31 protein-coding genes are annotated in these 20,319 nt (G+C 58.6%); 30 read left to right on the forward strand and 1 reads right to left on the reverse strand.

The window, feature by feature from the left end; translation table 11 throughout:
- Positions 1–17: 17 nt before the first annotated feature.
- From fusA to rplQ, 30 genes are all read left to right on the forward strand, one after another.
- The gene (gene fusA / locus ACJJV2_RS00125) at positions 18–2,135 is read left to right on the forward strand and encodes an elongation factor G (protein WP_107335825.1); all 2,118 of its coding nucleotides are present in this window, start codon (positions 18–20) and stop codon (positions 2,133–2,135) included.
- A gap of 29 nt (positions 2,136–2,164) precedes the next feature.
- Positions 2,165–3,358: an elongation factor Tu gene (gene tuf, locus ACJJV2_RS00130; protein ID WP_065392570.1), complete on the forward strand. Its 1,194-nt coding sequence runs from the start codon at positions 2,165–2,167 to the stop codon at positions 3,356–3,358.
- Between the two features lie 147 nt (positions 3,359–3,505).
- Complete coding sequence (gene rpsJ, locus ACJJV2_RS00135; protein WP_024950650.1) at positions 3,506–3,817, forward strand: 30S ribosomal protein S10; 312 nt, start codon at positions 3,506–3,508, stop codon at positions 3,815–3,817.
- Between the two features lie 146 nt (positions 3,818–3,963).
- Entirely contained in the window at positions 3,964–4,602 is a 639-nt protein-coding gene (rplC, locus tag ACJJV2_RS00140) for a 50S ribosomal protein L3 (RefSeq protein ID WP_024950651.1), read from the forward strand.
- A gap of 13 nt (positions 4,603–4,615) precedes the next feature.
- Complete coding sequence (gene rplD / locus ACJJV2_RS00145) at positions 4,616–5,221, forward strand: 50S ribosomal protein L4 (RefSeq protein ID WP_054556901.1); 606 nt, start codon at positions 4,616–4,618, stop codon at positions 5,219–5,221.
- A complete protein-coding gene (rplW, locus tag ACJJV2_RS00150) occupies positions 5,218–5,514 on the forward strand; it encodes a 50S ribosomal protein L23 (protein ID WP_043334865.1) in 297 nt (98 codons plus the stop codon). Before rplD ends, rplW begins: the two co-directional genes overlap by 4 nt.
- Before the next feature lie 16 nt (positions 5,515–5,530).
- A complete protein-coding gene (gene rplB, locus ACJJV2_RS00155; protein WP_043334862.1) occupies positions 5,531–6,358 on the forward strand; it encodes a 50S ribosomal protein L2 in 828 nt (275 codons plus the stop codon).
- 22 nt (positions 6,359–6,380) lie between these two features.
- Positions 6,381–6,656: a 30S ribosomal protein S19 gene (rpsS, locus tag ACJJV2_RS00160; protein ID WP_024950655.1), complete on the forward strand. Its 276-nt coding sequence runs from the start codon at positions 6,381–6,383 to the stop codon at positions 6,654–6,656.
- A 19-nt stretch (positions 6,657–6,675) separates the two neighbouring features.
- Positions 6,676–7,008, forward strand: a complete 333-nt coding sequence (gene rplV / locus ACJJV2_RS00165; protein ID WP_043334859.1) for a 50S ribosomal protein L22 — start codon at positions 6,676–6,678, stop codon at positions 7,006–7,008.
- 10 nt (positions 7,009–7,018) lie between these two features.
- Positions 7,019–7,711 (forward strand): 30S ribosomal protein S3, encoded by a 693-nt coding sequence (rpsC, locus tag ACJJV2_RS00170; protein WP_043334856.1) that lies wholly within the window; start codon positions 7,019–7,021, stop codon positions 7,709–7,711.
- A gap of 11 nt (positions 7,712–7,722) precedes the next feature.
- Positions 7,723–8,136 (forward strand): 50S ribosomal protein L16, encoded by a 414-nt coding sequence (gene rplP / locus ACJJV2_RS00175; protein ID WP_043334854.1) that lies wholly within the window; start codon positions 7,723–7,725, stop codon positions 8,134–8,136.
- Positions 8,136–8,327 (forward strand): 50S ribosomal protein L29, encoded by a 192-nt coding sequence (gene rpmC, locus ACJJV2_RS00180; RefSeq protein WP_024950659.1) that lies wholly within the window; start codon positions 8,136–8,138, stop codon positions 8,325–8,327. Before rplP ends, rpmC begins: the two co-directional genes overlap by 1 nt.
- A 1-nt stretch (position 8,328) precedes the next feature.
- Entirely contained in the window at positions 8,329–8,589 is a 261-nt protein-coding gene (rpsQ, locus tag ACJJV2_RS00185; protein WP_043334852.1) for a 30S ribosomal protein S17, read from the forward strand.
- A 50-nt stretch (positions 8,590–8,639) separates the two neighbouring features.
- A complete protein-coding gene (gene rplN / locus ACJJV2_RS00190; RefSeq protein ID WP_043334850.1) occupies positions 8,640–9,011 on the forward strand; it encodes a 50S ribosomal protein L14 in 372 nt (123 codons plus the stop codon).
- A gap of 15 nt (positions 9,012–9,026) precedes the next feature.
- Entirely contained in the window at positions 9,027–9,344 is a 318-nt protein-coding gene (gene rplX, locus ACJJV2_RS00195) for a 50S ribosomal protein L24 (protein ID WP_043334846.1), read from the forward strand.
- A 17-nt stretch (positions 9,345–9,361) separates the two neighbouring features.
- Entirely contained in the window at positions 9,362–9,901 is a 540-nt protein-coding gene (gene rplE, locus ACJJV2_RS00200; protein ID WP_043334844.1) for a 50S ribosomal protein L5, read from the forward strand.
- 9 nt (positions 9,902–9,910) lie between these two features.
- On the forward strand, positions 9,911–10,216 hold the full coding sequence (gene rpsN, locus ACJJV2_RS00205; protein WP_043334842.1) for a 30S ribosomal protein S14: 306 nt from the start codon (positions 9,911–9,913) through the stop codon (positions 10,214–10,216).
- Between the two features lie 32 nt (positions 10,217–10,248).
- On the forward strand, positions 10,249–10,641 hold the full coding sequence (gene rpsH, locus ACJJV2_RS00210) for a 30S ribosomal protein S8 (RefSeq protein ID WP_043334840.1): 393 nt from the start codon (positions 10,249–10,251) through the stop codon (positions 10,639–10,641).
- Positions 10,642–10,650: 9 nt separating this feature from the next.
- A complete protein-coding gene (rplF, locus tag ACJJV2_RS00215; RefSeq protein WP_216060035.1) occupies positions 10,651–11,181 on the forward strand; it encodes a 50S ribosomal protein L6 in 531 nt (176 codons plus the stop codon).
- A gap of 9 nt (positions 11,182–11,190) precedes the next feature.
- Entirely contained in the window at positions 11,191–11,541 is a 351-nt protein-coding gene (gene rplR / locus ACJJV2_RS00220) for a 50S ribosomal protein L18 (protein WP_024950667.1), read from the forward strand.
- 11 nt (positions 11,542–11,552) lie between these two features.
- A complete protein-coding gene (rpsE, locus tag ACJJV2_RS00225; RefSeq protein ID WP_054556902.1) occupies positions 11,553–12,053 on the forward strand; it encodes a 30S ribosomal protein S5 in 501 nt (166 codons plus the stop codon).
- Positions 12,054–12,059: 6 nt separating this feature from the next.
- A complete protein-coding gene (rpmD, locus tag ACJJV2_RS00230; RefSeq protein WP_024950669.1) occupies positions 12,060–12,242 on the forward strand; it encodes a 50S ribosomal protein L30 in 183 nt (60 codons plus the stop codon).
- A gap of 3 nt (positions 12,243–12,245) precedes the next feature.
- Positions 12,246–12,680, forward strand: coding sequence for a 50S ribosomal protein L15 (rplO, locus tag ACJJV2_RS00235; protein WP_043334834.1), 435 nt, complete (start codon positions 12,246–12,248; stop codon positions 12,678–12,680).
- Entirely contained in the window at positions 12,681–14,015 is a 1,335-nt protein-coding gene (gene secY / locus ACJJV2_RS00240; RefSeq protein WP_043334831.1) for a preprotein translocase subunit SecY, read from the forward strand.
- Between the two features lie 34 nt (positions 14,016–14,049).
- On the forward strand, positions 14,050–14,163 hold the full coding sequence (gene rpmJ, locus ACJJV2_RS00245) for a 50S ribosomal protein L36 (protein WP_077373351.1): 114 nt from the start codon (positions 14,050–14,052) through the stop codon (positions 14,161–14,163).
- Positions 14,164–14,295: 132 nt separating this feature from the next.
- Positions 14,296–14,652: a 30S ribosomal protein S13 gene (gene rpsM / locus ACJJV2_RS00250; protein WP_024950672.1), complete on the forward strand. Its 357-nt coding sequence runs from the start codon at positions 14,296–14,298 to the stop codon at positions 14,650–14,652.
- A 30-nt stretch (positions 14,653–14,682) separates the two neighbouring features.
- Positions 14,683–15,066 carry a 30S ribosomal protein S11 gene (gene rpsK, locus ACJJV2_RS00255; protein ID WP_043334827.1) on the forward strand — a complete coding sequence of 128 codons (384 nt, stop codon included), beginning with the start codon at positions 14,683–14,685 and terminating at the stop codon, positions 15,064–15,066.
- Positions 15,067–15,078: 12 nt separating this feature from the next.
- Entirely contained in the window at positions 15,079–15,699 is a 621-nt protein-coding gene (gene rpsD / locus ACJJV2_RS00260; RefSeq protein ID WP_043334824.1) for a 30S ribosomal protein S4, read from the forward strand.
- A gap of 74 nt (positions 15,700–15,773) precedes the next feature.
- Positions 15,774–16,772, forward strand: coding sequence for a DNA-directed RNA polymerase subunit alpha (locus tag ACJJV2_RS00265; RefSeq protein ID WP_043334822.1), 999 nt, complete (start codon positions 15,774–15,776; stop codon positions 16,770–16,772).
- 46 nt (positions 16,773–16,818) lie between these two features.
- Positions 16,819–17,205 (forward strand): 50S ribosomal protein L17, encoded by a 387-nt coding sequence (gene rplQ / locus ACJJV2_RS00270; RefSeq protein ID WP_043334820.1) that lies wholly within the window; start codon positions 16,819–16,821, stop codon positions 17,203–17,205.
- Positions 17,206–17,388: 183 nt separating this feature from the next.
- Here the strand turns inward: rplQ and uvrA are convergent, their stop codons facing one another.
- The gene (gene uvrA / locus ACJJV2_RS00275; protein ID WP_405277519.1) at positions 17,389–20,268 is read right to left on the reverse strand and encodes an excinuclease ABC subunit UvrA; all 2,880 of its coding nucleotides are present in this window, start codon (positions 20,266–20,268) and stop codon (positions 17,389–17,391) included.
- Between the last annotated feature and the right edge of the window lie 51 nt (positions 20,269–20,319).

Below are 20,319 nucleotides of genomic sequence, written 5' to 3' on the forward strand. Positions count from 1 at the left end.
CAACGGGGATACTCACCGTGGCACGCAAGACTCCACTTAAGCGTTACCGCAACATCGGTATCTGTGCCCACGTCGACGCCGGTAAGACTACCACTACCGAGCGCGTCCTGTTCTATACCGGCCTGTCTCACAAGGTCGGCGAAGTTCACGATGGTGCTGCCACCATGGACTGGATGGAGCAGGAACAGGAACGTGGCATCACGATTACCTCTGCGGCGACCACCTGCTTCTGGCAGGGCATGAGCAAGCAGTTCGACGAGCACCGTATCAACATCATCGATACTCCGGGGCACGTTGACTTCACTGTTGAAGTCGAGCGTTCACTGCGTGTTCTCGATGGTGCGGTCGTGGTGCTGTGTGCTTCTTCCGGTGTCCAGCCGCAGACAGAGACTGTCTGGCGTCAGGCCAACCGTTACGAAGTTCCGCGCATGATCTTCGTCAACAAGATGGACCGTGCTGGCGCGGACTTCTTCATGGTCGTCGAGCAGGTGCGCAAGCGCCTGGGCGCGAACGCCGTCCCGATCCAGATCAACTGGGGTGCGGAAGACGAGTTCAAGGGCGTCATCGACCTGATCAAGATGAAGGCCATTGTCTGGGACGAAGACAATCACGGCATGAACTACGAGCTGATCGACATTCCGGCCGAGCTGCAAGATACAGCTGCCGAATGGCGTGAACACATGCTCGAGTCTGCTGCTGAAGCGTCCGAAGAACTGATGGACAAGTACCTTGAAGAAGGCGAACTGTCCGAGGAAGAAGTCAAGGCTGCGCTGCGTCAGCGTACCCTGGCCAACGAAATCTGCCTCGTGACCTGTGGTTCTGCCTTCAAGAACAAGGGTGTCCAGGCAGTTCTGGATGCGGTCATCGAATACATGCCGTCTCCGCTTGAAGTCAAGGCCATCGAAGGTGAGCTTGACGACAAGGACGGCACCATCGAGACCCGCGAAGCTGACGACAAGGCTCCGTTCGCGGCGCTGGCGTTCAAGATCGCGACCGATCCGTTCGTGGGTACCCTGACCTTCATTCGCGTCTACTCGGGCGTGCTGAAGTCTGGTGATGGTGTCTTCAACTCCGTCAAGAGCAAGAAGGAGCGCGTCGGTCGTATCGTCCAGATGCACTCCAACTCTCGTGAGGAGATCAAGGAAGTGTATGCTGGCGATATCGCGGCATGCATCGGTCTGAAAGACGTGACCACCGGTGACACCCTGTGTGACCCGGATCACAAGATCGTCCTTGAGCGCATGGAATTCCCGGAGCCGGTGATTTCCGTTGCCGTCGAGCCGAAGTCCAAGGCTGACCAGGAAAAGATGGGTATCGCACTGGGCAAGCTGGCCCAGGAAGATCCGTCCTTCCGCGTCGAGACAGACGAAGAGTCTGGCCAGACCATCATCTCCGGTATGGGTGAGCTTCACCTGGACATCCTCGTTGACCGTATGCGTCGCGAGTTCAATGTCGAGGCGAACATCGGCAAGCCGCAGGTAGCTTACCGTGAGACCATTCGTACCAAGGTCGAGCAGGAAGGCAAGTTCGTTCGTCAGTCCGGTGGTCGTGGTCAGTTCGGTCACGTCTGGGTCCGCATTGAGCCTCTGACTGCAGAGGACAAGGGCGACGACGAAGAAATGACCTTCAAGTTCGTGTCCGAAATCGTCGGTGGTGCTGTTCCGAAGGAATACGTGCCGGCCGTCGAGAAGGGCGCCGCTGAGCAGCTCAAGAATGGTGTCATCGCCGGTTATCCGATGATCGACGTCAAGGTCACGCTGTTCGATGGTTCCTACCACGACGTCGACTCCAACGAGACTGCGTTCAAGGTTGCCTCTTCCATGGCGATCAAGGCCGGTGCCCCGAAAGCGGGTGCAGTGCTGCTTGAGCCGCTCATGAAAGTCGAAGTCGTAACCCCTGAAGATTTCATGGGTGACGTCATGGGCGACCTGAACCGTCGTCGTGGTCTCGTTCAGGGCATGGATGACTCTTCCACAGGCAAGATCATCAATGCACTGGTGCCGCTGGGTGAGATGTTCGGTTATGCGACCGACCTGCGCTCACAGACCCAGGGCCGCGCAAGCTACTCCATGGAGTTTGCGAAATACGACGAAGCGCCGAACAGCATCGTCGAAGCCGTCATCAACCAGAAGTAACCGATTAGCTAACGAAAGAGGTTATAGCAGTGGCTAAGGAAAAATTTGAGCGTTCGAAGCCGCACGTCAACGTCGGCACCATTGGTCACGTCGATCACGGCAAGACCACTCTGACTGCGGCACTGACTCGTGTCTCTGCAGAAGTTTTCGGTGGTGACGCGCGTGCGTTTGACTCCATCGATAACGCCCCGGAAGAGCGTGAGCGTGGTATCACCATCTCCACCGCTCACGTGGAATATCAGTCCGAAGTGCGTCACTACGCGCACGTCGACTGCCCGGGTCACGCCGACTACGTCAAGAACATGATCACCGGTGCTGCCCAGATGGACGGCGCTATCCTGGTCTGTTCCGCTGCTGACGGCCCCATGCCGCAGACTCGCGAGCACATCCTGCTGTCCCGTCAGGTCGGCGTTCCGTTCATCGTTGTCTTCCTGAACAAGGCTGACATGGTCGATGACGAAGAACTGCTCGAGCTGGTCGAGATGGAAGTTCGTGAACTCCTGAGCGAGTACGACTTCCCGGGCGACGACACTCCGATCGTCATCGGCTCTGCCCTGATGGCTCTGGAAGGCAAGGACGACAACGGCATGGGTACTACCGCCGTTGCCAACCTGATCAAGGCCCTGGATGCGTACATCCCGGAGCCGGAGCGTGCTATCGACCAGCCGTTCCTGATGCCGATCGAAGACGTCTTCTCCATCTCTGGCCGCGGTACCGTCGTCACTGGCCGTATCGAGCGTGGTCTGGTCAAGACTGGCGAAGAGATCGAGATCATCGGCGTGCGTGACACCACCAAGACTACCGTTACCGGTGTCGAGATGTTCCGCAAGCTGCTGGACGAAGGTCGTGCTGGCGAAAACGTCGGCGCCCTGCTGCGCGGCACCAAGCGTGATGACGTCGAGCGTGGCCAGGTTCTGGCCAAGCCGGGCTCCATCAAGCCGCACACCAAGTTCGAAGCCGAAGTCTACGTCCTGTCCAAGGAAGAAGGCGGTCGTCACACTCCGTTCTTCAAAGGCTATCGTCCGCAGTTCTACTTCCGTACCACTGACATCACTGGTACCTGTGAGCTGCCGGAAGGCGTCGAGATGGTCATGCCGGGCGACAACGTCCAGATGGTCGTGTCTCTGATCGCTCCGATCGCCATGGAAGATGGTCTGCGTTTCGCTATCCGTGAAGGCGGTCGTACCGTCGGCGCTGGCGTCGTGGCCAAAATCGTCGAGTAAGGTTCTCCTTACCTGACACAGAAGGGGGCCCTGATGGGCCCCCTTTTCTCGCATGTTTGACACCTGATGTCAGTCTGCCTATAATGCGCATCCTTTGAATGCGTGGGTGACGGCCTACGCCGTCGACATCCATTGGAGTTTTGGGCAATGCAAAACCAGAAGATTCGCATCCGGTTGAAAGCATTCGACCACCGTCTGATCGACCAGTCCTCTGCAGAGATTGTTGAAACTGCAAAGCGTACCGGTGCTCAGGTTCGTGGCCCGATCCCGCTGCCGACCCGTCGCGAGCGTTACACCATCCTGGTCTCTCCGCACGTCAACAAGGACGCGCGTGACCAGTATGAGATTCGTACCCACAAGCGCGTTCTCGACATCGTCGAGCCGACAGAGAAGACTGTCGACGCGCTGATGAAGCTTGACCTGGCTGCCGGTGTGGACGTCCAGATCAAGGTTGACTGATACCTCACTAGTCACTGCGGCCCAGCGCTCTCACTGATAGAGCAGCAGCCGCCACGCCGGGATGGCGTCATACAATGTGCTAGTGGAATGCTCTGGAAAGGGCAGCCATAGCGGGTGACAGCCCCGTACACTAAAGGAGACTGAACATGTCTATCGGTTTAGTCGGTAAGAAGGCCGGGATGACCCGTGTCTTCACCGAAGCTGGCGCCTCTGTGCCGGTTACCGTGATTGAAGTTGAGCCGAACCGCATCGTGACCATCAAGTCTCTCGAGACTGACGGCTACAATGCTATTCAGGTGACAACTGGCTCTCGTAAAGCCAAGCACCTCACCAAGGCAACTGCTGGTCAGTATGCCAAGGCGGGTGTTGAGGCTGGCCGTACCCTGATGGAATTCCGCCTGAACGAAGGCGACGAAGCTCCTGCAGTGGGCGGCGAACTCACCGTATCCCTCTTTGAAGCTGGTCAAAAGATTGACGTGACCGGCACCTCCAAGGGTAAAGGTTTCCAGGGCGCAGTTAAGCGCTGGAACTTCCGCACCCAAGACGCTACCCACGGTAACTCACTGTCGCACCGCGCGCCGGGTTCCATCGGTAACTGTCAGACCCCGGGCCGCGTCTTCAAAGGTAAGAAGATGGCTGGCCAGATGGGCAACGTCCGTTCCACCGTCCAGAGCCTGGAAGTGGTCCGCGTCGACGCTGAACGCAATCTTCTGCTGGTCAAGGGTGCCGTTCCAGGTGCTCCGGGCGGCGAAGTGATCGTGCGTTCCGCTGTGAAAGCTCGCTGAGGGGAATTAACCGATGAATCTTAATCTTGCAGGTGCAGGCGGCGCAGTAGACGTCTCCGATGCCACCTTTGGTAAGGACTTCAACGAGGCTCTGGTTCACCAGGTCGTCACCGCCTATCTGGCTGGTGCACGTCAAGGTACCGTGGCTCAGAAGACCCGTTCTGACGTGTCCGGCGGTGGCAAGAAGCCGTGGCGTCAGAAAGGTACTGGTCGTGCACGTGCCGGTACCATCCGTTCCCCGCTGTGGCGTTCTGGCGGTGTGACCTTTGCAGCGCGTCCTCAGGACCACTCGCACAAGGTCAACCGCAAGATGTATCGCGCTGCCATGCGTTCCATCCTGTCCGAGCTGGTCCGTCAGGATCGCCTGGTCGCGGTCGACGCTATCAGCGTCGAAGCTCCGAAGACCAAGCTGCTGATCGCCAAGCTCCAGGAACTGGGCCTTGAGAAAGCGCTGATCGTCACTGAAGAGCAGGACGTCAACCTGTACCTGGCCGCGCGCAACATCCCGTATGTTGACGTCGTCAATGTCGCTGGCGCTGACCCGGTCAGCCTCGTCGGTTACGACAAGGTGCTGATGACTGTCGCTGCCCTGCGCAAGTTCGAGGAGAACCTGGGATGAATCAGGAACGCGTATTCAAGGTCCTGCTTGGTCCTCACATGACCGAGAAGGCCGCGGTCGCTGCCGAGAACAACCAGTACGTGTTCAAGGTTGCCAGCGACGCGACAAAGCCCGAAATCAAGAAAGCCGTCGAAGCGCTGTTTGGTAAGAAAGTCGATCGTGTTCAGGTTCTGAACATGAAAGGCAAGACCAAGCGCACCGCTCGCGGTGTTGGTCGTCGCGCTGGTTATCGCAAGGCCTATGTAACTCTGGCCGCCGGCGAGACCATCGAAGACTTCTCTGGCGCCGAGTAAGGCAGGAGTACGGAACATGGCAATTGTTAAGACAAAACCTACCTCCGCCGGTCGCCGCCACCTGGTAAAGGTCGTCAATGACGAACTTTTCAAAGGTCGCGCGTACGCTCCGCTGCTTGAAAAGCAGTCAAAGTCCGGTGGTCGTAACAATAATGGTCGCATCACTACTCGCCACATCGGCGGTGGTCATCGTCACCATTACCGTCTGGTCGATTTCAAGCGCAACAAGGATGGCATTCCGGCCATCGTTGAGCGTCTGGAGTACGATCCGAACCGTAGCGCGAACATCGCGCTGGTGAAGTACCTTGACGGCGAACGTCGCTACATCATTGCACCGAAAGGTGTCTCTGCTGGCGATCGTCTCGAGTCTGGTGTTAACGCACCGATCAAGAAAGGCAACGCTCTGCCGCTGCGCAATGTCCCGGTGGGTTCCACCGTTCACTGTGTAGAGCTGAAGCCAGGCAAGGGCGCCCAGATCGCTCGTAGTGCAGGTACCAGTGCCCAGGTCGTGGCACGTGACGGTAACTACACCACGCTGCGTCTGCGCTCTGGCGAGATGCGTAAGGTGCTGTCCGAATGCCGTGCAACTCTCGGCGAAGTGGGCAACTCCGAGCACAGCCTCCGTCAACTGGGCAAGGCCGGTGCTAAGCGTTGGAGAGGCGTGCGCCCGACTGTTCGCGGTGTCGCGATGAACCCGGTCGATCACCCGCATGGTGGTGGTGAAGGTCGTACCTCTGGTGGCCGTCACCCGGTCAGCCCGTGGGGCGTCCCGACCAAGGGTCACAAGACTCGCAAGAACAAGCGCACCGATAAGCTTATCGTCCGTCGCCGCAAGGCCAAGTAACAGATATTGAGGGGTAACGGCTGTGCCACGTTCACTGAAGAAAGGTCCTTTTATTGACCTTCATCTGCTGAAGAAGGTTGAGACAGCAGTGGAAAAGAACGACCGCAAACCGATCAAGACCTGGTCGCGTCGTTCCATGATCCTGCCGAACATGGTCGGGCTCACCATTGCCGTCCATAACGGTCGCCAGCATGTCCCGGTTCTCGTTTCTGAGGAAATGGTCGGTCACAAGCTCGGCGAGTTTGCTGCCACCCGCACATACCGCGGGCACGCTGCAGATAAAAAAGCCAAACGGTAAGCCAGAGAGGATTTAAGAGATGGAAGTAGCTGCTAAGCTGCGCGGCGCTCGTTTATCCGCCCAGAAGGCCCGTTTGGTGGCTGACCAGGTGCGCGGTAAGCCGGTCGCCGAGGCGCTGAATCTGCTCGCTTTCTCACCGAAGAAGGCCGCGAAGATTGTTCGCAAGGTTCTGCAGTCCGCGATCGCGAATGCGGAAGAAAACAACGGCATGGACATTGACGAGCTTCGCGTCTCGACTATCTGTGTCGACGAGGGCATGACGCTCAAGCGCATCCAGCCACGTGCCAAAGGCCGTGCGGATCGTATCTTGAAGCGCACTTGTCATATCACCGTCAAGGTAGCCGAGAAGTAGGAGACGACCAATGGGTCAGAAAGTTAATCCGACAGGTTTCCGACTGGGTATTGTCAAGGATCATACCTCTGTCTGGTACGCCGAAGGCGCTACCTATGCCGACAAACTGAACAACGATCTGCAGGTGCGTGGATTCCTGGAAGAGCGTCTGAAAAGCGCTTCCGTGAGCCGCATCAGCATCGAGCGTCCGGCAAACAACGCCCGTATTACCATTCACACCGCCCGTCCGGGTATCGTGATTGGTAAGAAAGGTGAAGATGTCGACCGCCTTCGTCGTGAAGTTTCCGAGATGATGGGCGTTCCCGTCCACATCAACATCGAGGAGATTCGCAAGCCGGAACTCGATGCCAAGCTGGTTGCTGCCAATGTGGCAGGTCAGCTCGAGCGTCGTGTCATGTTCCGTCGTGCGATGAAGCGTGCTGTGCAGAACGCAATGCGTCTGGGCGCCAAGGGCATCAAGATTCAGCTCTCTGGTCGTCTCGGCGGTGCCGAAATCGCCCGTACCGAATGGTACCGCGAAGGCCGCGTTCCGCTTCACACCCTGCGTGCTGACATTGATTACTCCACCTTCGAAGCTCACACCACCTACGGCATCATTGGTGTCAAGGTCTGGATCTTCAAAGGCGAGATCCTCGGTGGCATCGAAGAGGTGCGAGCCAAGGCGAAGCAGCCCGCGTCCGCACCCAAGAAGAAAGGCAAGTAAGGGGGTAATCGATGTTACAGCCCAAGCGTATGAAATTCCGCAAGATGCAGAAAGGTCGCAACCGTGGCCTGGCGCATCGCGGAAGCAAGGTAAGCTTTGGTGAGTTTGGCCTGAAAGCCACCGGCCGTGGTCGTATCACCGCTCGTCAGATCGAAGCTGGCCGTCGTGCCATCACTCGTCACGTCAAGCGTGGCGGTAAGATCTGGATCCGTGTCTTCCCAGACAAGCCGATCTCCAACAAGCCGTTGGAAGTTCGTATGGGTAAAGGTAAGGGTTCTGTCGAGTACTGGGTCGCTCAGATCCAGCCCGGCAAGGTCCTCTACGAGATCGAAGGTGTATCCGAAGAGCTGGCCCGTGAAGCATTTAGCCTGGCCGCTATGAAGATGCCGATCTCCACCACCTTTGTTAAGCGGACGGTGATGTGATGAAAGCCCAAGAACTCCGTGAAAAGTCAGTCGAGGCGCTCCAGGAGCAGTTGTTCGAACTGCTGCGTGAGCAATTCAATCTGCGCATGCAGAAGGCAACAGGCCAGCTGAGCCAGGTTCACCTGCTCAAGCAGACTCGTCGCCAAATTGCTCAGGTTAAGACTGTGCTCAACCAGAAGTCAGGTGAGTAAAATGGCCGAAGAAACTAAAGCACGCACACTCACCGGCAAGGTGGTGAGTGACAAGATGGAAAAATCCATCGTTGTCATGGTCGAGCGCCGTGAGCGTCACCCGATCTATGGCAAGTACCTGAGACGCTCCACCAAGCTGCACGCCCATGATGAGGCGAATCAGGCTCGGATCGGTGACACCGTCTCTATCGCCGAGACTCGTCCGCTGTCCAAGAAGAAAGCCTGGACCCTGGTCGAGGTGGTTGAACAGGCCAAGGGTTAATCCCTAGGCCAGTTCCCACCAGGCAGTCAGATTAGGTTTGGAGAAAACCGATGATTCAGACTCAGACAATGCTGGATGTCGCCGACAACAGTGGCGCGCGCCGGGTGCAATGCATCAAGGTGCTGGGTGGTTCACACCGCCGTTACGCTCGTGTTGGAGACATCATCAAGGTCACCGTCAAAGAAGCTATCCCGCGTGGCAAGGTCAAGAAAGGCCAGGTCATGAAGGCAGTGGTCGTTCGTACCAAAGCCGGTGTCCGTCGTAATGACGGTTCCGTGATCCGCTTCGACGGTAATGCGGCCGTTCTGTTGAACAACACCAACGAACAGCCGATCGGTACCCGTATCTTCGGCCCGGTTACCCGTGAACTTCGCAGTGAGAAGTTCATGAAGATCATTTCCCTGGCGCCCGAAGTGCTGTAAGGAGCGGAAGCGGATATGCAAAAGATCAAACGTGACGATGAAGTCATCGTCATCGCCGGGAAGGACAAGGGCAAGCGCGGTACCATCAGCAAGGTGCTGAAAGGTGAGCGTCTGCTCGTGTCCGGTGTGAATATGATCAAGCGTCACACCAAGCCCAACCCGATGCTGGGCACCCAGGGGGGTATCGTCGAGCGCGAGGCTCCGATTCACGCGTCCAACGTGGCCATCTTCAACCAGGAGACCGGCAAGGCGGATCGTGTCGGAATCCAGGTACAGGAAGACGGTACTAAGGTACGCATCTTTAAGTCGACTCAGAAGCTGATCGACGCCTAACGCGAGTCGGGTACAACATGGCGAACTTGAAAGAACGTTATCAGAACGAAGTGGCCGCCCAGCTTAAAGAGCAGTTCGGCTACGCCAATGTGATGCAGGTTCCCCGCATCACCAAGGTGACCCTGAACATGGGTATCGGTGAAGCCACCGCTGACAAGAAGCTGATCGACAACGCGTTTGCCGATCTCCAGATGCTTTCTGGTCAGAAGCCCATCGTCACCAAGGCACGCAAGTCCATCGCTGGCTTCAAAGTCCGCGAAGGATGGCCGATCGGTGTTAAGGTGACCCTGCGCAGCGATCGTATGTGGGACTTCCTGGACCGTCTCGTGAACGTGGCTATCCCGCGCGTTCGTGACTTCCGTGGTCTGAACCCGAAGTCCTTCGATGGCCGTGGAAACTACTCCATGGGTGTGCGTGAGCAGATCATCTTCCCGGAGATCGAGTATGATAAGATCGACCGGATTCGTGGCCTGGACATCACCATCACCACTAGCGCCAACACCGATGATGAAGGTCGTGCGTTGCTGGGCGCGCTGAACTTCCCGTTCAAGAAATAAGGGTGGATCATGGCAAAGAAAAGCATGGTTGAGCGCGAGCTCAAGCGCACCAAGCTGGTCGCTAAGTACGCCGCCAAACGCGACGCACTGAAGACCATCATCAACGACGTCAACGCTTCTGAAGAAGAGCGCTTCGACGCACAGCTGAAGCTGCAGCAGCTGCCGCGTGATGCCAGCCCGGTCCGTCAGCGTAACCGCTGCCGTATCACTGGCCGTCCGCACGGCTACTACAACAAGTTCGGCCTGAGCCGCAACAAGCTGCGTGAAGCCGCTATGCGTGGTGACGTGCCTGGTCTGACCAAGTCCAGCTGGTAACACCACTGCAAGAATTCAGGAGCGCAACGTAAATGAGCATGCAAGACACTCTGGCGGATATGTTCACTCGTATCCGCAATGCGCAGATGGCCACCAAGGAGACGGTTACCATGCCGTCTTCCAAGCTCAAGGTTGAAGTGGCCCGCGTATTGAAGGAAGAGGGTTATATTTCCGAGTTTGCCGTCGCAGAAGGCGCCAAGCCGGAACTGACCGTGACCCTCAAGTACTTCGAAGGCAAGTCGGTTATCGAGAGCATCAAGCGTATTTCCAAGCCGTCCCTGCGCCAGTACAAAGGCAAGGGTGAGCTTCCGAAAGTCGCAGATGGCCTGGGTATTGCGATCGTTTCCACCTCCCGGGGCGTGATGACCGATCGTGCGGCCCGTCAAGCTGGTGTCGGCGGCGAAGTCCTCTGCACCGTATTCTAGGAGTTTGGAATGTCCCGCGTAGCCAAGTATCCGGTTAAATTGCCGAACGGCGTCGAGGCAAAGCTCGACGGCGACAAGCTGACCGTGAAGGGCAGCAAAGGCCAGCTGGAACTGACCGTCCACCAGGACGTGGTCATCTCTATGGAAGAAGGTCAAATGACCTTCGTTCCGTCCGAGACCGCCAAGAACTGGGCGATGGTTGGTACCACTCGTGCTCTGGTCAACAACATGGTGTCTGGTGTTTCCGAAGGCTTCACCAAGTCTCTGGAAATCAATGGTGTGGGTTATCGTGCCCAGGCCAAAGGCCAGACAATCAACCTGACACTGGGCTTCTCACACCCGGTCGACTATGAACTGCCGGCAAGTGTTACGGCTGAAACGCCGAAGAACACTCAGATCGTCCTCACGTCTGCTGACAAGCAGGCTTTGGGTCAGGTCGCCGCAGAGATTCGCGCATTCCGTCCGCCGGAGCCCTACAAGGGCAAAGGTATTCGGTACAGCGACGAAGTCGTCCGTCGTAAAGAAGCCAAGAAGAAGTAAGGCAGGGTTATGAACGCGAAGAAAGAATCTCGTCTCCGTCGTGCCCGCCGCGCTCGTGCGAAAATCCGCGAGCTGGGCGTGTTTCGCCTGTGCGTGAACCGCACCCCGCGTCACATCTACGCGCAGATCATCTCGCCGGATGGCGGCCAGGTCCTGGCCACCGCATCCACGCTCGACAAGAGCCTGCGCGAAGGTTCTACCGGTAACTCGGACTCCGCCGCCAAGGTGGGTGCTCTGATTGCCGAGCGCGCGAAGGAAGCGGGTATCAAGCAAGTGGCTTTCGATCGCTCCGGGTACAAGTACCACGGTCGCGTGAAGGCCCTGGCCGATGCCGCACGTGAAGGCGGCCTGGAATTCTAAAGGGTTTTACGATGGCGAATATCGAACAGAAGGGCGGTGACCTGCAAGAGAAGCTCGTGCAGATCAACCGCGTCGCCAAGGTAGTCAAGGGCGGCCGTATCTTCGGTTTCACCGCTCTGACTGTCGTTGGTGACGGCAATGGTCGTGTTGGCTTCGGCCGTGGCAAGGCGCGTGAAGTGCCGGTCGCGATCCAGAAGGCAATGGACCAAGCTCGTCGCAACATGATCAAGGTTGACCTGAAGGGCCACACCCTGCAGTACCCGGTGAAGGCTCGTCACGGCGCATCCAAGATCTACATGCAGCCAGCGTCCGAAGGTACCGGCATCATTGCCGGCGGTGCGATGCGTTCCGTGCTCGAACTGGCAGGCGTCCATGACGTCCTGGCCAAGTGCTACGGTTCCACCAATCCGGTCAACGTGGTGCGCGCGACCATCAACGGTCTCGCTGCCATGAAATCTCCGGAAGACATCGCCGCCAAGCGTGGCCTGTCTGTCGACAAGATTGCGGGGTAAGGCACCATGGCAGCTAAGATCACGGTAACCCAGATCCGCAGCACCATCGGCGTCCTCGAAAAGCACAAGGCCACTATGAAAGGTCTTGGCCTGCGCCGCATCGGTCACACTGTCGAGCTGGAAGACACCCCCGCGGTACGCGGCATGATCAACAAGGTTCACTACCTTGTCCGTGTTGAGGGAGAGTAATCCATGAAATTGAATACCCTGAGTCCGGCCCCGGGCTCCAAGCACGCTGCAAAGCGTGTCGGTCGTGGTATCGGCTCCGGTCTTGGTAAGACCGGCGGTCGTGGCCACAAGGGCCAGAAGTCCCGTTCCGGTGGCAGCGTCAAGCCGGGCTTCGAAGGCGGTCAGATGCCTATGCAGCGTCGCCTGCCGAAGTTTGGTTTCACTTCCGCGAAGTCTCTGATTTCCGAAGAAGTGCGCCTGAGCGAACTGGCACTGGTAGACGGCGAGATCGTCGACCTCGAAACGCTGAAGAAGGCCAACGTGCTTCGTGATTCCACGAAGTTCGCGAAGGTCATGCTCTCCGGCGAACTGGACAAGGCAGTCACGGTTCGCGGCATTAAGGTCACCAAAGGTGCCCGTGCTGCGATCGAAGCTGCCGGTGGCAAGGTAGAGGACTAAATGGCTAAGTCAGGAAACGTACCGGCGATGCAGGGAAGTGGGTTGAGCGAACTCTGGGCGCGTTTGCGCTTCGTGTTCATCGCCATCGTGGTGTACCGAATCGGTGCACACATCCCCGTTCCCGGTATCAATCCTGACCAGCTTGCTGCCTTGTTCAGGGAAAACCAGGGCACCATCCTGAGCATGTTCAACATGTTCTCCGGTGGTGCACTGGAGCGAATGAGTATCTTCGCGCTGGGCATCATGCCCTACATATCCGCGTCGATCATCATGCAGCTCCTGACGGTGGTCTCGCCTCAGCTTGAGCAGTTGAAAAAGGAAGGCGAGGCCGGCCGTCGCAAGATCAGCCAGTACACGCGCTACGGCACGGTAGTACTGGCCCTGGTCCAATCGATCGGCATGGCAGTCGGACTGGTCGGAAACGGTGTCGCCTATTCCGCTGACTTCAGCTTCTACTTCACCGCCGTGAGTACGTTCGTGGCTGGTGCAGTGTTCCTGATGTGGCTGGGAGAGCAGATCACCGAGAAGGGTATCGGCAACGGGATCTCACTGATCATCTTTGCTGGTATTGTCGCCGGGCTGCCGAGTGCCATCGGCCAGTCTTTCGAACTGGCGCGCAATGATGGTGCCTGGAATGTGCTTCCGCTGCTGGCGCTGACGCTGCTCGCAGTCATTACCGTTGCCTTCGTGGTGTTCATCGAGCGCGGCCAACGCCGCATCACGGTGAACTATCCGCGCCGTCAGGTTGGCAACAAGATGTATGCAGGTCAGAGCAGCTACTTGCCGATGAAGGTCAACATGGCCGGGGTCATCCCGCCGATCTTCGCGTCAAGCATCCTGCTGTTCCCTGCGTCGATGGGTCAATGGTTTGGCCAGAGTGAAAGCATGCAATGGTTGCAGACGGCATCTCAGGCTCTCGGGCCGGGTCAGCCACTGTATATCTTGCTTTTCGCTGCCGCTGTAGTATTCTTCTGCTTCTTCTACACGGCGCTGGTCTTCAATCCGAAGGATGTTGCTGACAACCTCAAGAAGTCAGGAGCGTTTCTGCCGGGTATTCGCCCAGGCGAACAGACCGCCCGTTACATCGATAAGGTGATGACTCGCCTGACGCTGTTCGGCGCCCTCTACATCACCCTAGTCTCCCTGATGCCTCAATTCCTCGTTGTTGCATGGCAGGTTCCGTTCTATTTCGGCGGCACCTCTCTGCTCATCGTGGTCGTGGTGGTCATGGACTTCATGGCCCAGGTGCAGTCGCATCTGATGTCAAATCAGTATGCGTCGGTGATGAAGAAGGCCAACCTCAAAGGCTATGGCAGCGGTGGCATGATGCGCTGATTGCGCAGCCCCTGTTAGCAAACTGGAGAGAACGATGAAAGTTCGAGCTTCCGTCAAGAAAATTTGCCGTAACTGCAAGATCATTCGGCGTCGTGGCGCAGTGCGGGTCATCTGCACTGAGCCCCGCCACAAGCAGCGTCAGGGTTAATTCCCTCGACCCGCTTAGCTGAATACAAGCTCGGGTGCTGGCATACCCCCTTGTTCCCAATGGGATCAAGGGGGTATGCTATTGCGCCCTTTGTGGATGTAAAATCCGCCGCTAACCTTTCGGAGAAAACTGATGGCCCGTATTGCTGGCGTCAATATCCCGGACAACAAGCACGCGGCGATCTCGCTGACTTATATCTTCGGGATTGGCCGTACGCGTGCACAGCAGATCTGCGCCGCTCTCGGTTTAGAACCGAGCGTCAAGATCGCTGATCTGTCTGTTGAACAACTGGACCTGGTTCGTGCCGAGGTGGGTAAGTACACCGTCGAAGGCGACCTGCGTCGTGAGATCACGCTGAACATCAAGCGTCTCATGGACCTCGGTTGCTATCGTGGCCTGCGCCATCGTCGTGGTCTTCCGTTGCGCGGTCAGCGCACCAAGACCAACGCACGTACACGCAAAGGTCCGCGTAAACCGATTCGCAAGTAAACGAACTGGCGTTTAGACAGGAAACATCTAATGGCTAACCCGAGTAAGCGCAAGAAGGTTAAAAAGCAGGTAGTGGATGCCATCGCGCATATCCACGCCTCTTTTAACAACACTATCGTGACGATCACAGACCGCCAGGGCAATGCTCTTTCCTGGGCAACTGCCGGTGGTTCGGGTTTTCGTGGTTCTCGCAAGAGCACCCCGTTCGCTGCGCAAGTCGCAAGTGAACGTGCAGCGACCGCTGCAGCCGAATATGGTGTGAAGAACGTCGACGTGCTGGTCAAGGGCCCGGGTCCGGGTCGTGAGTCCGCCGTGCGTGCTCTCAATGCCGCAGGCTTCCGCGTGCAAAGCATCACCGACGTGACCCCCATCCCGCATAATGGGTGCCGTCCGCCGAAGAAACGCCGCGTTTAAGGAGACAGACTCATGGCTCGTTATATTGGACCGAAGTGCAAACTGTCTCGTCGTGAAGGCACCGACCTCTTCCTGAAGAGTGGCGTGACTCCGTTCGAGAAGAAGTGCAAATCCGAACAACCCCCGGGTGTTCATGGCCAGCGCCGTCAGCGTCTTTCAGACTACGGCCTGCAGCTGCGTGAAAAGCAGAAGGTACGTCGCATGTACGGCGTGCTGGAAAAGCAATTCCGCAACTACTACAAAGAAGCCGCTCGCCTCAAGGGTGCGACCGGTGAGGTTCTGCTCCAGCTCCTCGAGACTCGTCTCGACAACGTCGTCTACCGCATGGGCTTCGGCTCCACGCGTTCCGAGGCACGTCAGCTGGTCAGCCACAAGGCGATCGCCGTGAACGGCCGTACCGTCAACGTTGCTTCCTTCAAAGTGAAGGCTGGCGATGTGGTCACCGTTCGTGAGAAGGCCAAGAACCAGGCTCGCATCCAGCAGTCTCTGGCACTCGCTGCCAACCGCGGTGATGTCTCCTGGGTCGACGTCGACTCCAAGAAGATGGAAGGCACTTTCAAGGCTGTCCCCGAGCGTGGCGACCTGTCTGCCGATATCAACGAAAACCTGATCGTCGAGCTGTACTCCAAGTAATGTAACGCCGGGCCGATTCGTCGGCCCGGCTGGAGTACCCAGATTATCCGTTTGGCAGCCTTAAAGGTGTTCTTATGCAGCGCTCAGTGACAGAGTTTCTCCGTCCTCGCGATATCAAGGTCGAGGAAGTCAGCGCCCATCACGCGCGAATCGTCCTCGAACCCTTCGAGCGTGGTTTCGGCCACACCCTGGGGAATGCTCTGCGTCGCATCCTGCTTTCTTCCATGCCCGGCTGTGCCGTCGTGGAAGCTGAGATCGAAGGCGTTCTGCACGAGTACAGCGCCATTGAAGGGGTGCAGGAGGATGTAATCGAAATCCTGCTGAACCTCAAGGACGTGGCCATCAAGATGCATGGTCGCGACGAAGCTGTGCTGGCGCTGAACAAGAAGGGCCCGGGTATCGTGACTGCTGGCGACATCGCTGGCGACCACGATCTCGAAATCGTGAATCCGGATCACGTCATCGCTCACCTCAATGATGGTGGCGAGCTGAAGATGCAGCTCAAGATCGCTCGTGGCCGCGGCTACGAAGCGGCAGATGCTCGCATCTCTGCTGATGACGAATCACGTGCCATTGGCCGCCTCCAGCTGGATGCGACCTTTACCCCGGTTCGTCGGGTCTCCTATGCCGTCGAGGCTGCGCGTGTTGAACAGCGCACCAACCTCGACAAGCTGGTGATCGACCTGGAAACCGACGGCACACTGGATCCGGAAGAAGCGATCCGCCGCTCCGCAACTATCCTGCAGGAGCAGCTGGCCGCCTTCGTTGATCTGGAAGCAGACAAGGAACAGGAAGTCGAAGAAGAGGAAGATCAAATCGATCCGATCCTTCTCCGTCCCGTAGACGATCTTGAGCTGACTGTTCGCAGTGCGAACTGTCTCAAGGCCGAGAATATCTATTACATCGGTGATCTCATTCAGCGCACCGAAGTTGAGCTGCTGAAGACCCCGAATCTCGGCAAGAAGTCCTTGAATGAAATCAAGGACGTGCTGTCCGCGCGTGGTCTGTCCCTCGGCATGCGGTTGGAAAACTGGCCGCCCGCAAGCCTGAAGGACGACAAGGCTTCCGCTTAAGGAAGCCCGGTCGGCTCAAGCCCCAGACTGGTAAGGAATCACAACCATGCGTCATCGTAAGAGTGGTCGTCACCTGAACCGTACCAGCTCTCACCGTGAAGCCATGTTCAAGAACATGTGCATCTCTCTGGTAGAGCACGAAGTCATCAAGACTACCCTGCCGAAAGCCAAGGAACTGCGTCGTCATATCGAGCCGCTGATCACCCTGGCCAAGCAGGACACCGTTGCGAACCGCCGTTTGGCGTTCTCTCGCACGCGCTCCAAGGAAGCGGTCGGCAAGCTCTTCAATGAGCTCGGCCCGCGCTACACCTCCCGTCCGGGCGGTTACCTGCGCATCCTGAAGTGCGGCTATCGCGCCGGTGACAATGCCCCGATGGCATTCGTCGAGCTGGTCGATCGTCCGGTTGCCTCCGAGGCAGCGGGCGAAGAGTAAGCTTCGGCTTGCTTCGTCCACAAGAAAAGGCCAACCCTCACGGGTTGGCCTTTTTTTATGCCTGGCAGTTGGCCGGGTGACACGGGCGTGTCATTTGCCGAAAGGTCCACCTCGCCCCGGGGTGTGTTGAGAGTGTGCTGGGGCGAGGTGAATCAGAGGAGCGGAAGGGACGTGAGCCGGCGCCTAGCTGCTGGTCTCGGCCTTCTTCTTGCTGCTCGAGGTGGCACTGGTGGCTTTCTGGCGCTCCAGCAGCGGGGCCAGGAAGCGACCGGTGTGCGAGATCTCCTGCGTGGCCAGTTGCTCTGGTGTGCCTTCGGCGATGATCTGGCCGCCGCCTGAGCCGCCCTCCGGACCGAGGTCGATCAGCCAGTCGGCGGTCTTGATCACATCCAGGTTGTGCTCGATCACGACCACGGTGTTGCCGTGATCGCGCAGGCGGTGCAACACGACCAGCAGCTGGCGAATATCCTCGAAGTGCAGACCGGTGGTCGGCTCATCGAGAATATAGAGCGTCTTGCCGGTATCGCGCTTGGCCAGCTCGCGCGCCAGCTTGACGCGCTGGGCTTCACCGCCGGACAGCGTGGTCGCACTCTGGCCGAGGCGGACGTAGGAGAGGCCGACATCCATCAGCGTCTGCAGGCGGCGGGCGATGGCCGGAACCGGCGAGAAGAACTCCAGCGCCTCCTCGATGGTCATCTCCAGCACTTCGTGGATGTTCTTGCCCTTGTACTGCACTTCAAGCGTCTCGCGGTTGTAGCGCTTGCCCTTGCAGACATCGCAGGGCACGTACATGTCGGGCAGGAAGTGCATCTCGACCTTGATCAGGCCGTCGCCCTGACAGGCCTCGCAGCGGCCGCCCTTGACGTTGAAGCTGAAGCGGCCCGGCTTGTAGCCGCGGGCGCGTGCTTCCTGGGTGCCTGAGAACAGCTCGCGAATCGGCGTGAAGATGCCGGTATAGGTCGCCGGGTTGGAGCGCGGCGTCCGCCCGATGGGGCTCTGGTCGATATCCACCATCTTGTCGAACAGGTCCAGCCCCTCGATGGTGCCGTAGGGCGCGGGCGTCAGGGTGGTGGCCCGGTTGAGCTCACGCGCCGCCAGTGGCATCAGGGTGGCATTGATCAGCGTCGACTTGCCTGAGCCCGAGACCCCGGTGATGCACGTCAGCAGGCCTGTCGGCAGCGTCAGCGTCACATCCTGCAGGTTGTTGCCGGTGGCACCGGTCAGGCGCAGCACCTTGTCAGGGTTGGCCGGAAGGCGGTAGGGCGGCACGGCGATCTCGCGCTTGCCACTCAGGTATTGCCCGGTCAATGAGCCCGGCGTGGCCTCGATCTGCTCCGGCGTGCCCTGGGCGACGATCTCGCCACCATGCACGCCGGCGCCTGGGCCGATATCCAGCACGTGGTCGGCGGCGCGAATCGCGTCCTCATCATGCTCGACCACGATCACGGTGTTGCCCAGGTCGCGCAGATGGATCAGCGTCTTGAGCAGGCGATCATTGTCGCGCTGATGCAGGCCGATGGACGGCTCATCGAGGATGTACATCACCCCGACCAGGCCGGCACCGATCTGGCTGGCGAGACGGATACGCTGCGCCTCACCGCCGGACAGGGTGTCGGCGCTGCGCTCCAGGGTCAGATAGTCGAGGCCGACATTGACGAGAAATTCGAGGCGCGCCTGGATCTCATGCACGATCTTGGCGGCAATCTCGCCCTTGCGTCCCGGCAGGCTCAGCTTGCCGAACTCTTCCCACGCCTCGCCGATCGGCTGACGCACGACCTCGGAGAGTGTGCGGTCATCGACATAGACGTTGCGCGCTTCACGACGCAGGCGCGAGCCGTCGCAGCTAGGGCACGGCTGGACCGCCAGATAGCGGGCGAGGTCCTCGCGCACCATGTTGGATTCGGTCTCGCGGTAACGGCGCTCCATGTTGGGCAGCACGCCCTCGAAGGGATGCTCGCGGGTCACCTTGCGGCCACGGTCATTCACGTAGCTGAAGGCGATGTCCTCGCGGCCACTGCCATTGAGCACGGCGTCACGCGCTTCATCGCTGAGCGACTCCCAGGCCGCTTCCAGCGCGAAGCCGTAATGCTCGGCAACGGCCTGCAGCTGGCTGAAGTAGTAGACACTGCGGCGGTCCCAGCCCTTGATGACGCCTTCGGCCAGTGACAGCTCAGGGTGGCTGATCAGCTTATCGGGATCGAAATACTGCTTCACGCCGAGGCCGTCACAGGTCGGGCAGGCGCCCGCCGGGTTGTTGAAGGAGAACAGGCGCGGTTCCAGCTCGGCCAGCGCATAGCCACACACCGGGCAGGCGAAGCGCGAGGAGAAGACGAGGTCTTCCTGTTCGCCATCCATGAAGTGCAGGCGTGCGCTGCCGTCGGCCAGATTCAGCGCGGTCTCGAAGGATTCGGCCAGACGCTGCTTGAGGTCTTCGCGCACCTTGAAGCGATCGACGACGACGTCGATGTCATGCTTCTTGTTCTTCTCCAGCGGCTTGAGGTCATCCAGCTCGACGATCACGCCGTCGATGCGTGCCCGCACGAAGCCCTGGGCACGCAGCTCTGACAACAGCTGGAGGTGCTCACCCTTGCGGCCACTGACCACGGGAGCCAGCAGCATCAGCTTGCTGCCTTCCGGCAGGGCGAGCGCCTGATCGACCATCTGCGAGATGGTCTGGGCTTCCAGATCGATCGCGTGGTCCGGACAGCGCGGCGTACCGGCGCGTGCATACAGCAGGCGCAGGTAATCGTAGATCTCGGTGATGGTACCGACGGTGGAACGCGGGTTGTGCGAGGTCGATTTCTGTTCGATGGAAATCGCCGGTGACAGGCCTTCGATATGGTCGATGTCCGGCTTTTCCATCATCGACAGGAACTGACGTGCGTAGGTGGACAGTGATTCGACGTAGCGCCGCTGTCCCTCGGCATAGAGAGTGTCAAAGGCAAGTGATGACTTGCCGGAACCGGAAAGTCCGGTCACCACGATCAGCTTGTCACGCGGCAGTTCGACATCGATGTTCTTGAGGTTGTGGGTGCGCGCACCCCTCACCTGAATCCTGTCCATTGCCACCTCGGGCTGCGTCGATAAAAGCAACGATTATAAGGCGCGGGTGAA

It is taken from the genome of Cobetia sp. Ld8, from assembly GCF_045066615.1.
In the GTDB taxonomy this organism is placed as follows: Bacteria; Pseudomonadota; Gammaproteobacteria; order Pseudomonadales; family Halomonadaceae; genus Cobetia; species Cobetia amphilecti.

Excerpts from the sequence above, each read along its gene's own strand:
- rpsE (WP_054556902.1), top strand. The coding sequence starts at position 11,553 with ATGGCGAATATCGAACAGAAGGGCGGTGACCTGCAAGAGAAGCTCGTG.
- rplQ (WP_043334820.1), top strand. The coding sequence starts at position 16,819 with ATGCGTCATCGTAAGAGTGGTCGTCACCTGAACCGTACCAGCTCTCAC.
- rplX (WP_043334846.1), top strand. The coding sequence starts at position 9,027 with ATGCAAAAGATCAAACGTGACGATGAAGTCATCGTCATCGCCGGGAAG.
- rplN (WP_043334850.1), top strand. The coding sequence starts at position 8,640 with ATGATTCAGACTCAGACAATGCTGGATGTCGCCGACAACAGTGGCGCG.
- rpmD (WP_024950669.1), top strand. The coding sequence starts at position 12,060 with ATGGCAGCTAAGATCACGGTAACCCAGATCCGCAGCACCATCGGCGTC.
- rpsH (WP_043334840.1), top strand. The coding sequence starts at position 10,249 with ATGAGCATGCAAGACACTCTGGCGGATATGTTCACTCGTATCCGCAAT.
- rplB (WP_043334862.1), top strand. The coding sequence starts at position 5,531 with ATGGCAATTGTTAAGACAAAACCTACCTCCGCCGGTCGCCGCCACCTG.
- rpsK (WP_043334827.1), top strand. The coding sequence starts at position 14,683 with ATGGCTAACCCGAGTAAGCGCAAGAAGGTTAAAAAGCAGGTAGTGGAT.
- rplC (WP_024950651.1), top strand. The coding sequence starts at position 3,964 with ATGTCTATCGGTTTAGTCGGTAAGAAGGCCGGGATGACCCGTGTCTTC.
- rpsC (WP_043334856.1), top strand. The coding sequence starts at position 7,019 with ATGGGTCAGAAAGTTAATCCGACAGGTTTCCGACTGGGTATTGTCAAG.
- rpsJ (WP_024950650.1), top strand. The coding sequence starts at position 3,506 with ATGCAAAACCAGAAGATTCGCATCCGGTTGAAAGCATTCGACCACCGT.
- rplD (WP_054556901.1), top strand. The coding sequence starts at position 4,616 with ATGAATCTTAATCTTGCAGGTGCAGGCGGCGCAGTAGACGTCTCCGAT.
- rpmC (WP_024950659.1), top strand. The coding sequence starts at position 8,136 with ATGAAAGCCCAAGAACTCCGTGAAAAGTCAGTCGAGGCGCTCCAGGAG.
- rplR (WP_024950667.1), top strand. The coding sequence starts at position 11,191 with ATGAACGCGAAGAAAGAATCTCGTCTCCGTCGTGCCCGCCGCGCTCGT.
- ACJJV2_RS00265 (WP_043334822.1), top strand. The coding sequence starts at position 15,774 with ATGCAGCGCTCAGTGACAGAGTTTCTCCGTCCTCGCGATATCAAGGTC.
- rplF (WP_216060035.1), top strand. The coding sequence starts at position 10,651 with ATGTCCCGCGTAGCCAAGTATCCGGTTAAATTGCCGAACGGCGTCGAG.
- rpmJ (WP_077373351.1), top strand. The coding sequence starts at position 14,050 with ATGAAAGTTCGAGCTTCCGTCAAGAAAATTTGCCGTAACTGCAAGATC.
- rpsD (WP_043334824.1), top strand. The coding sequence starts at position 15,079 with ATGGCTCGTTATATTGGACCGAAGTGCAAACTGTCTCGTCGTGAAGGC.
- rplO (WP_043334834.1), top strand. The coding sequence starts at position 12,246 with ATGAAATTGAATACCCTGAGTCCGGCCCCGGGCTCCAAGCACGCTGCA.
- secY (WP_043334831.1), top strand. The coding sequence starts at position 12,681 with ATGGCTAAGTCAGGAAACGTACCGGCGATGCAGGGAAGTGGGTTGAGC.
- rpsM (WP_024950672.1), top strand. The coding sequence starts at position 14,296 with ATGGCCCGTATTGCTGGCGTCAATATCCCGGACAACAAGCACGCGGCG.
- uvrA (WP_405277519.1), bottom strand. The coding sequence starts at position 20,268 with ATGGACAGGATTCAGGTGAGGGGTGCGCGCACCCACAACCTCAAGAAC.
- rplP (WP_043334854.1), top strand. The coding sequence starts at position 7,723 with ATGTTACAGCCCAAGCGTATGAAATTCCGCAAGATGCAGAAAGGTCGC.
- rplV (WP_043334859.1), top strand. The coding sequence starts at position 6,676 with ATGGAAGTAGCTGCTAAGCTGCGCGGCGCTCGTTTATCCGCCCAGAAG.
- rplE (WP_043334844.1), top strand. The coding sequence starts at position 9,362 with ATGGCGAACTTGAAAGAACGTTATCAGAACGAAGTGGCCGCCCAGCTT.
- rpsN (WP_043334842.1), top strand. The coding sequence starts at position 9,911 with ATGGCAAAGAAAAGCATGGTTGAGCGCGAGCTCAAGCGCACCAAGCTG.
- rpsQ (WP_043334852.1), top strand. The coding sequence starts at position 8,329 with ATGGCCGAAGAAACTAAAGCACGCACACTCACCGGCAAGGTGGTGAGT.
- rplW (WP_043334865.1), top strand. The coding sequence starts at position 5,218 with ATGAATCAGGAACGCGTATTCAAGGTCCTGCTTGGTCCTCACATGACC.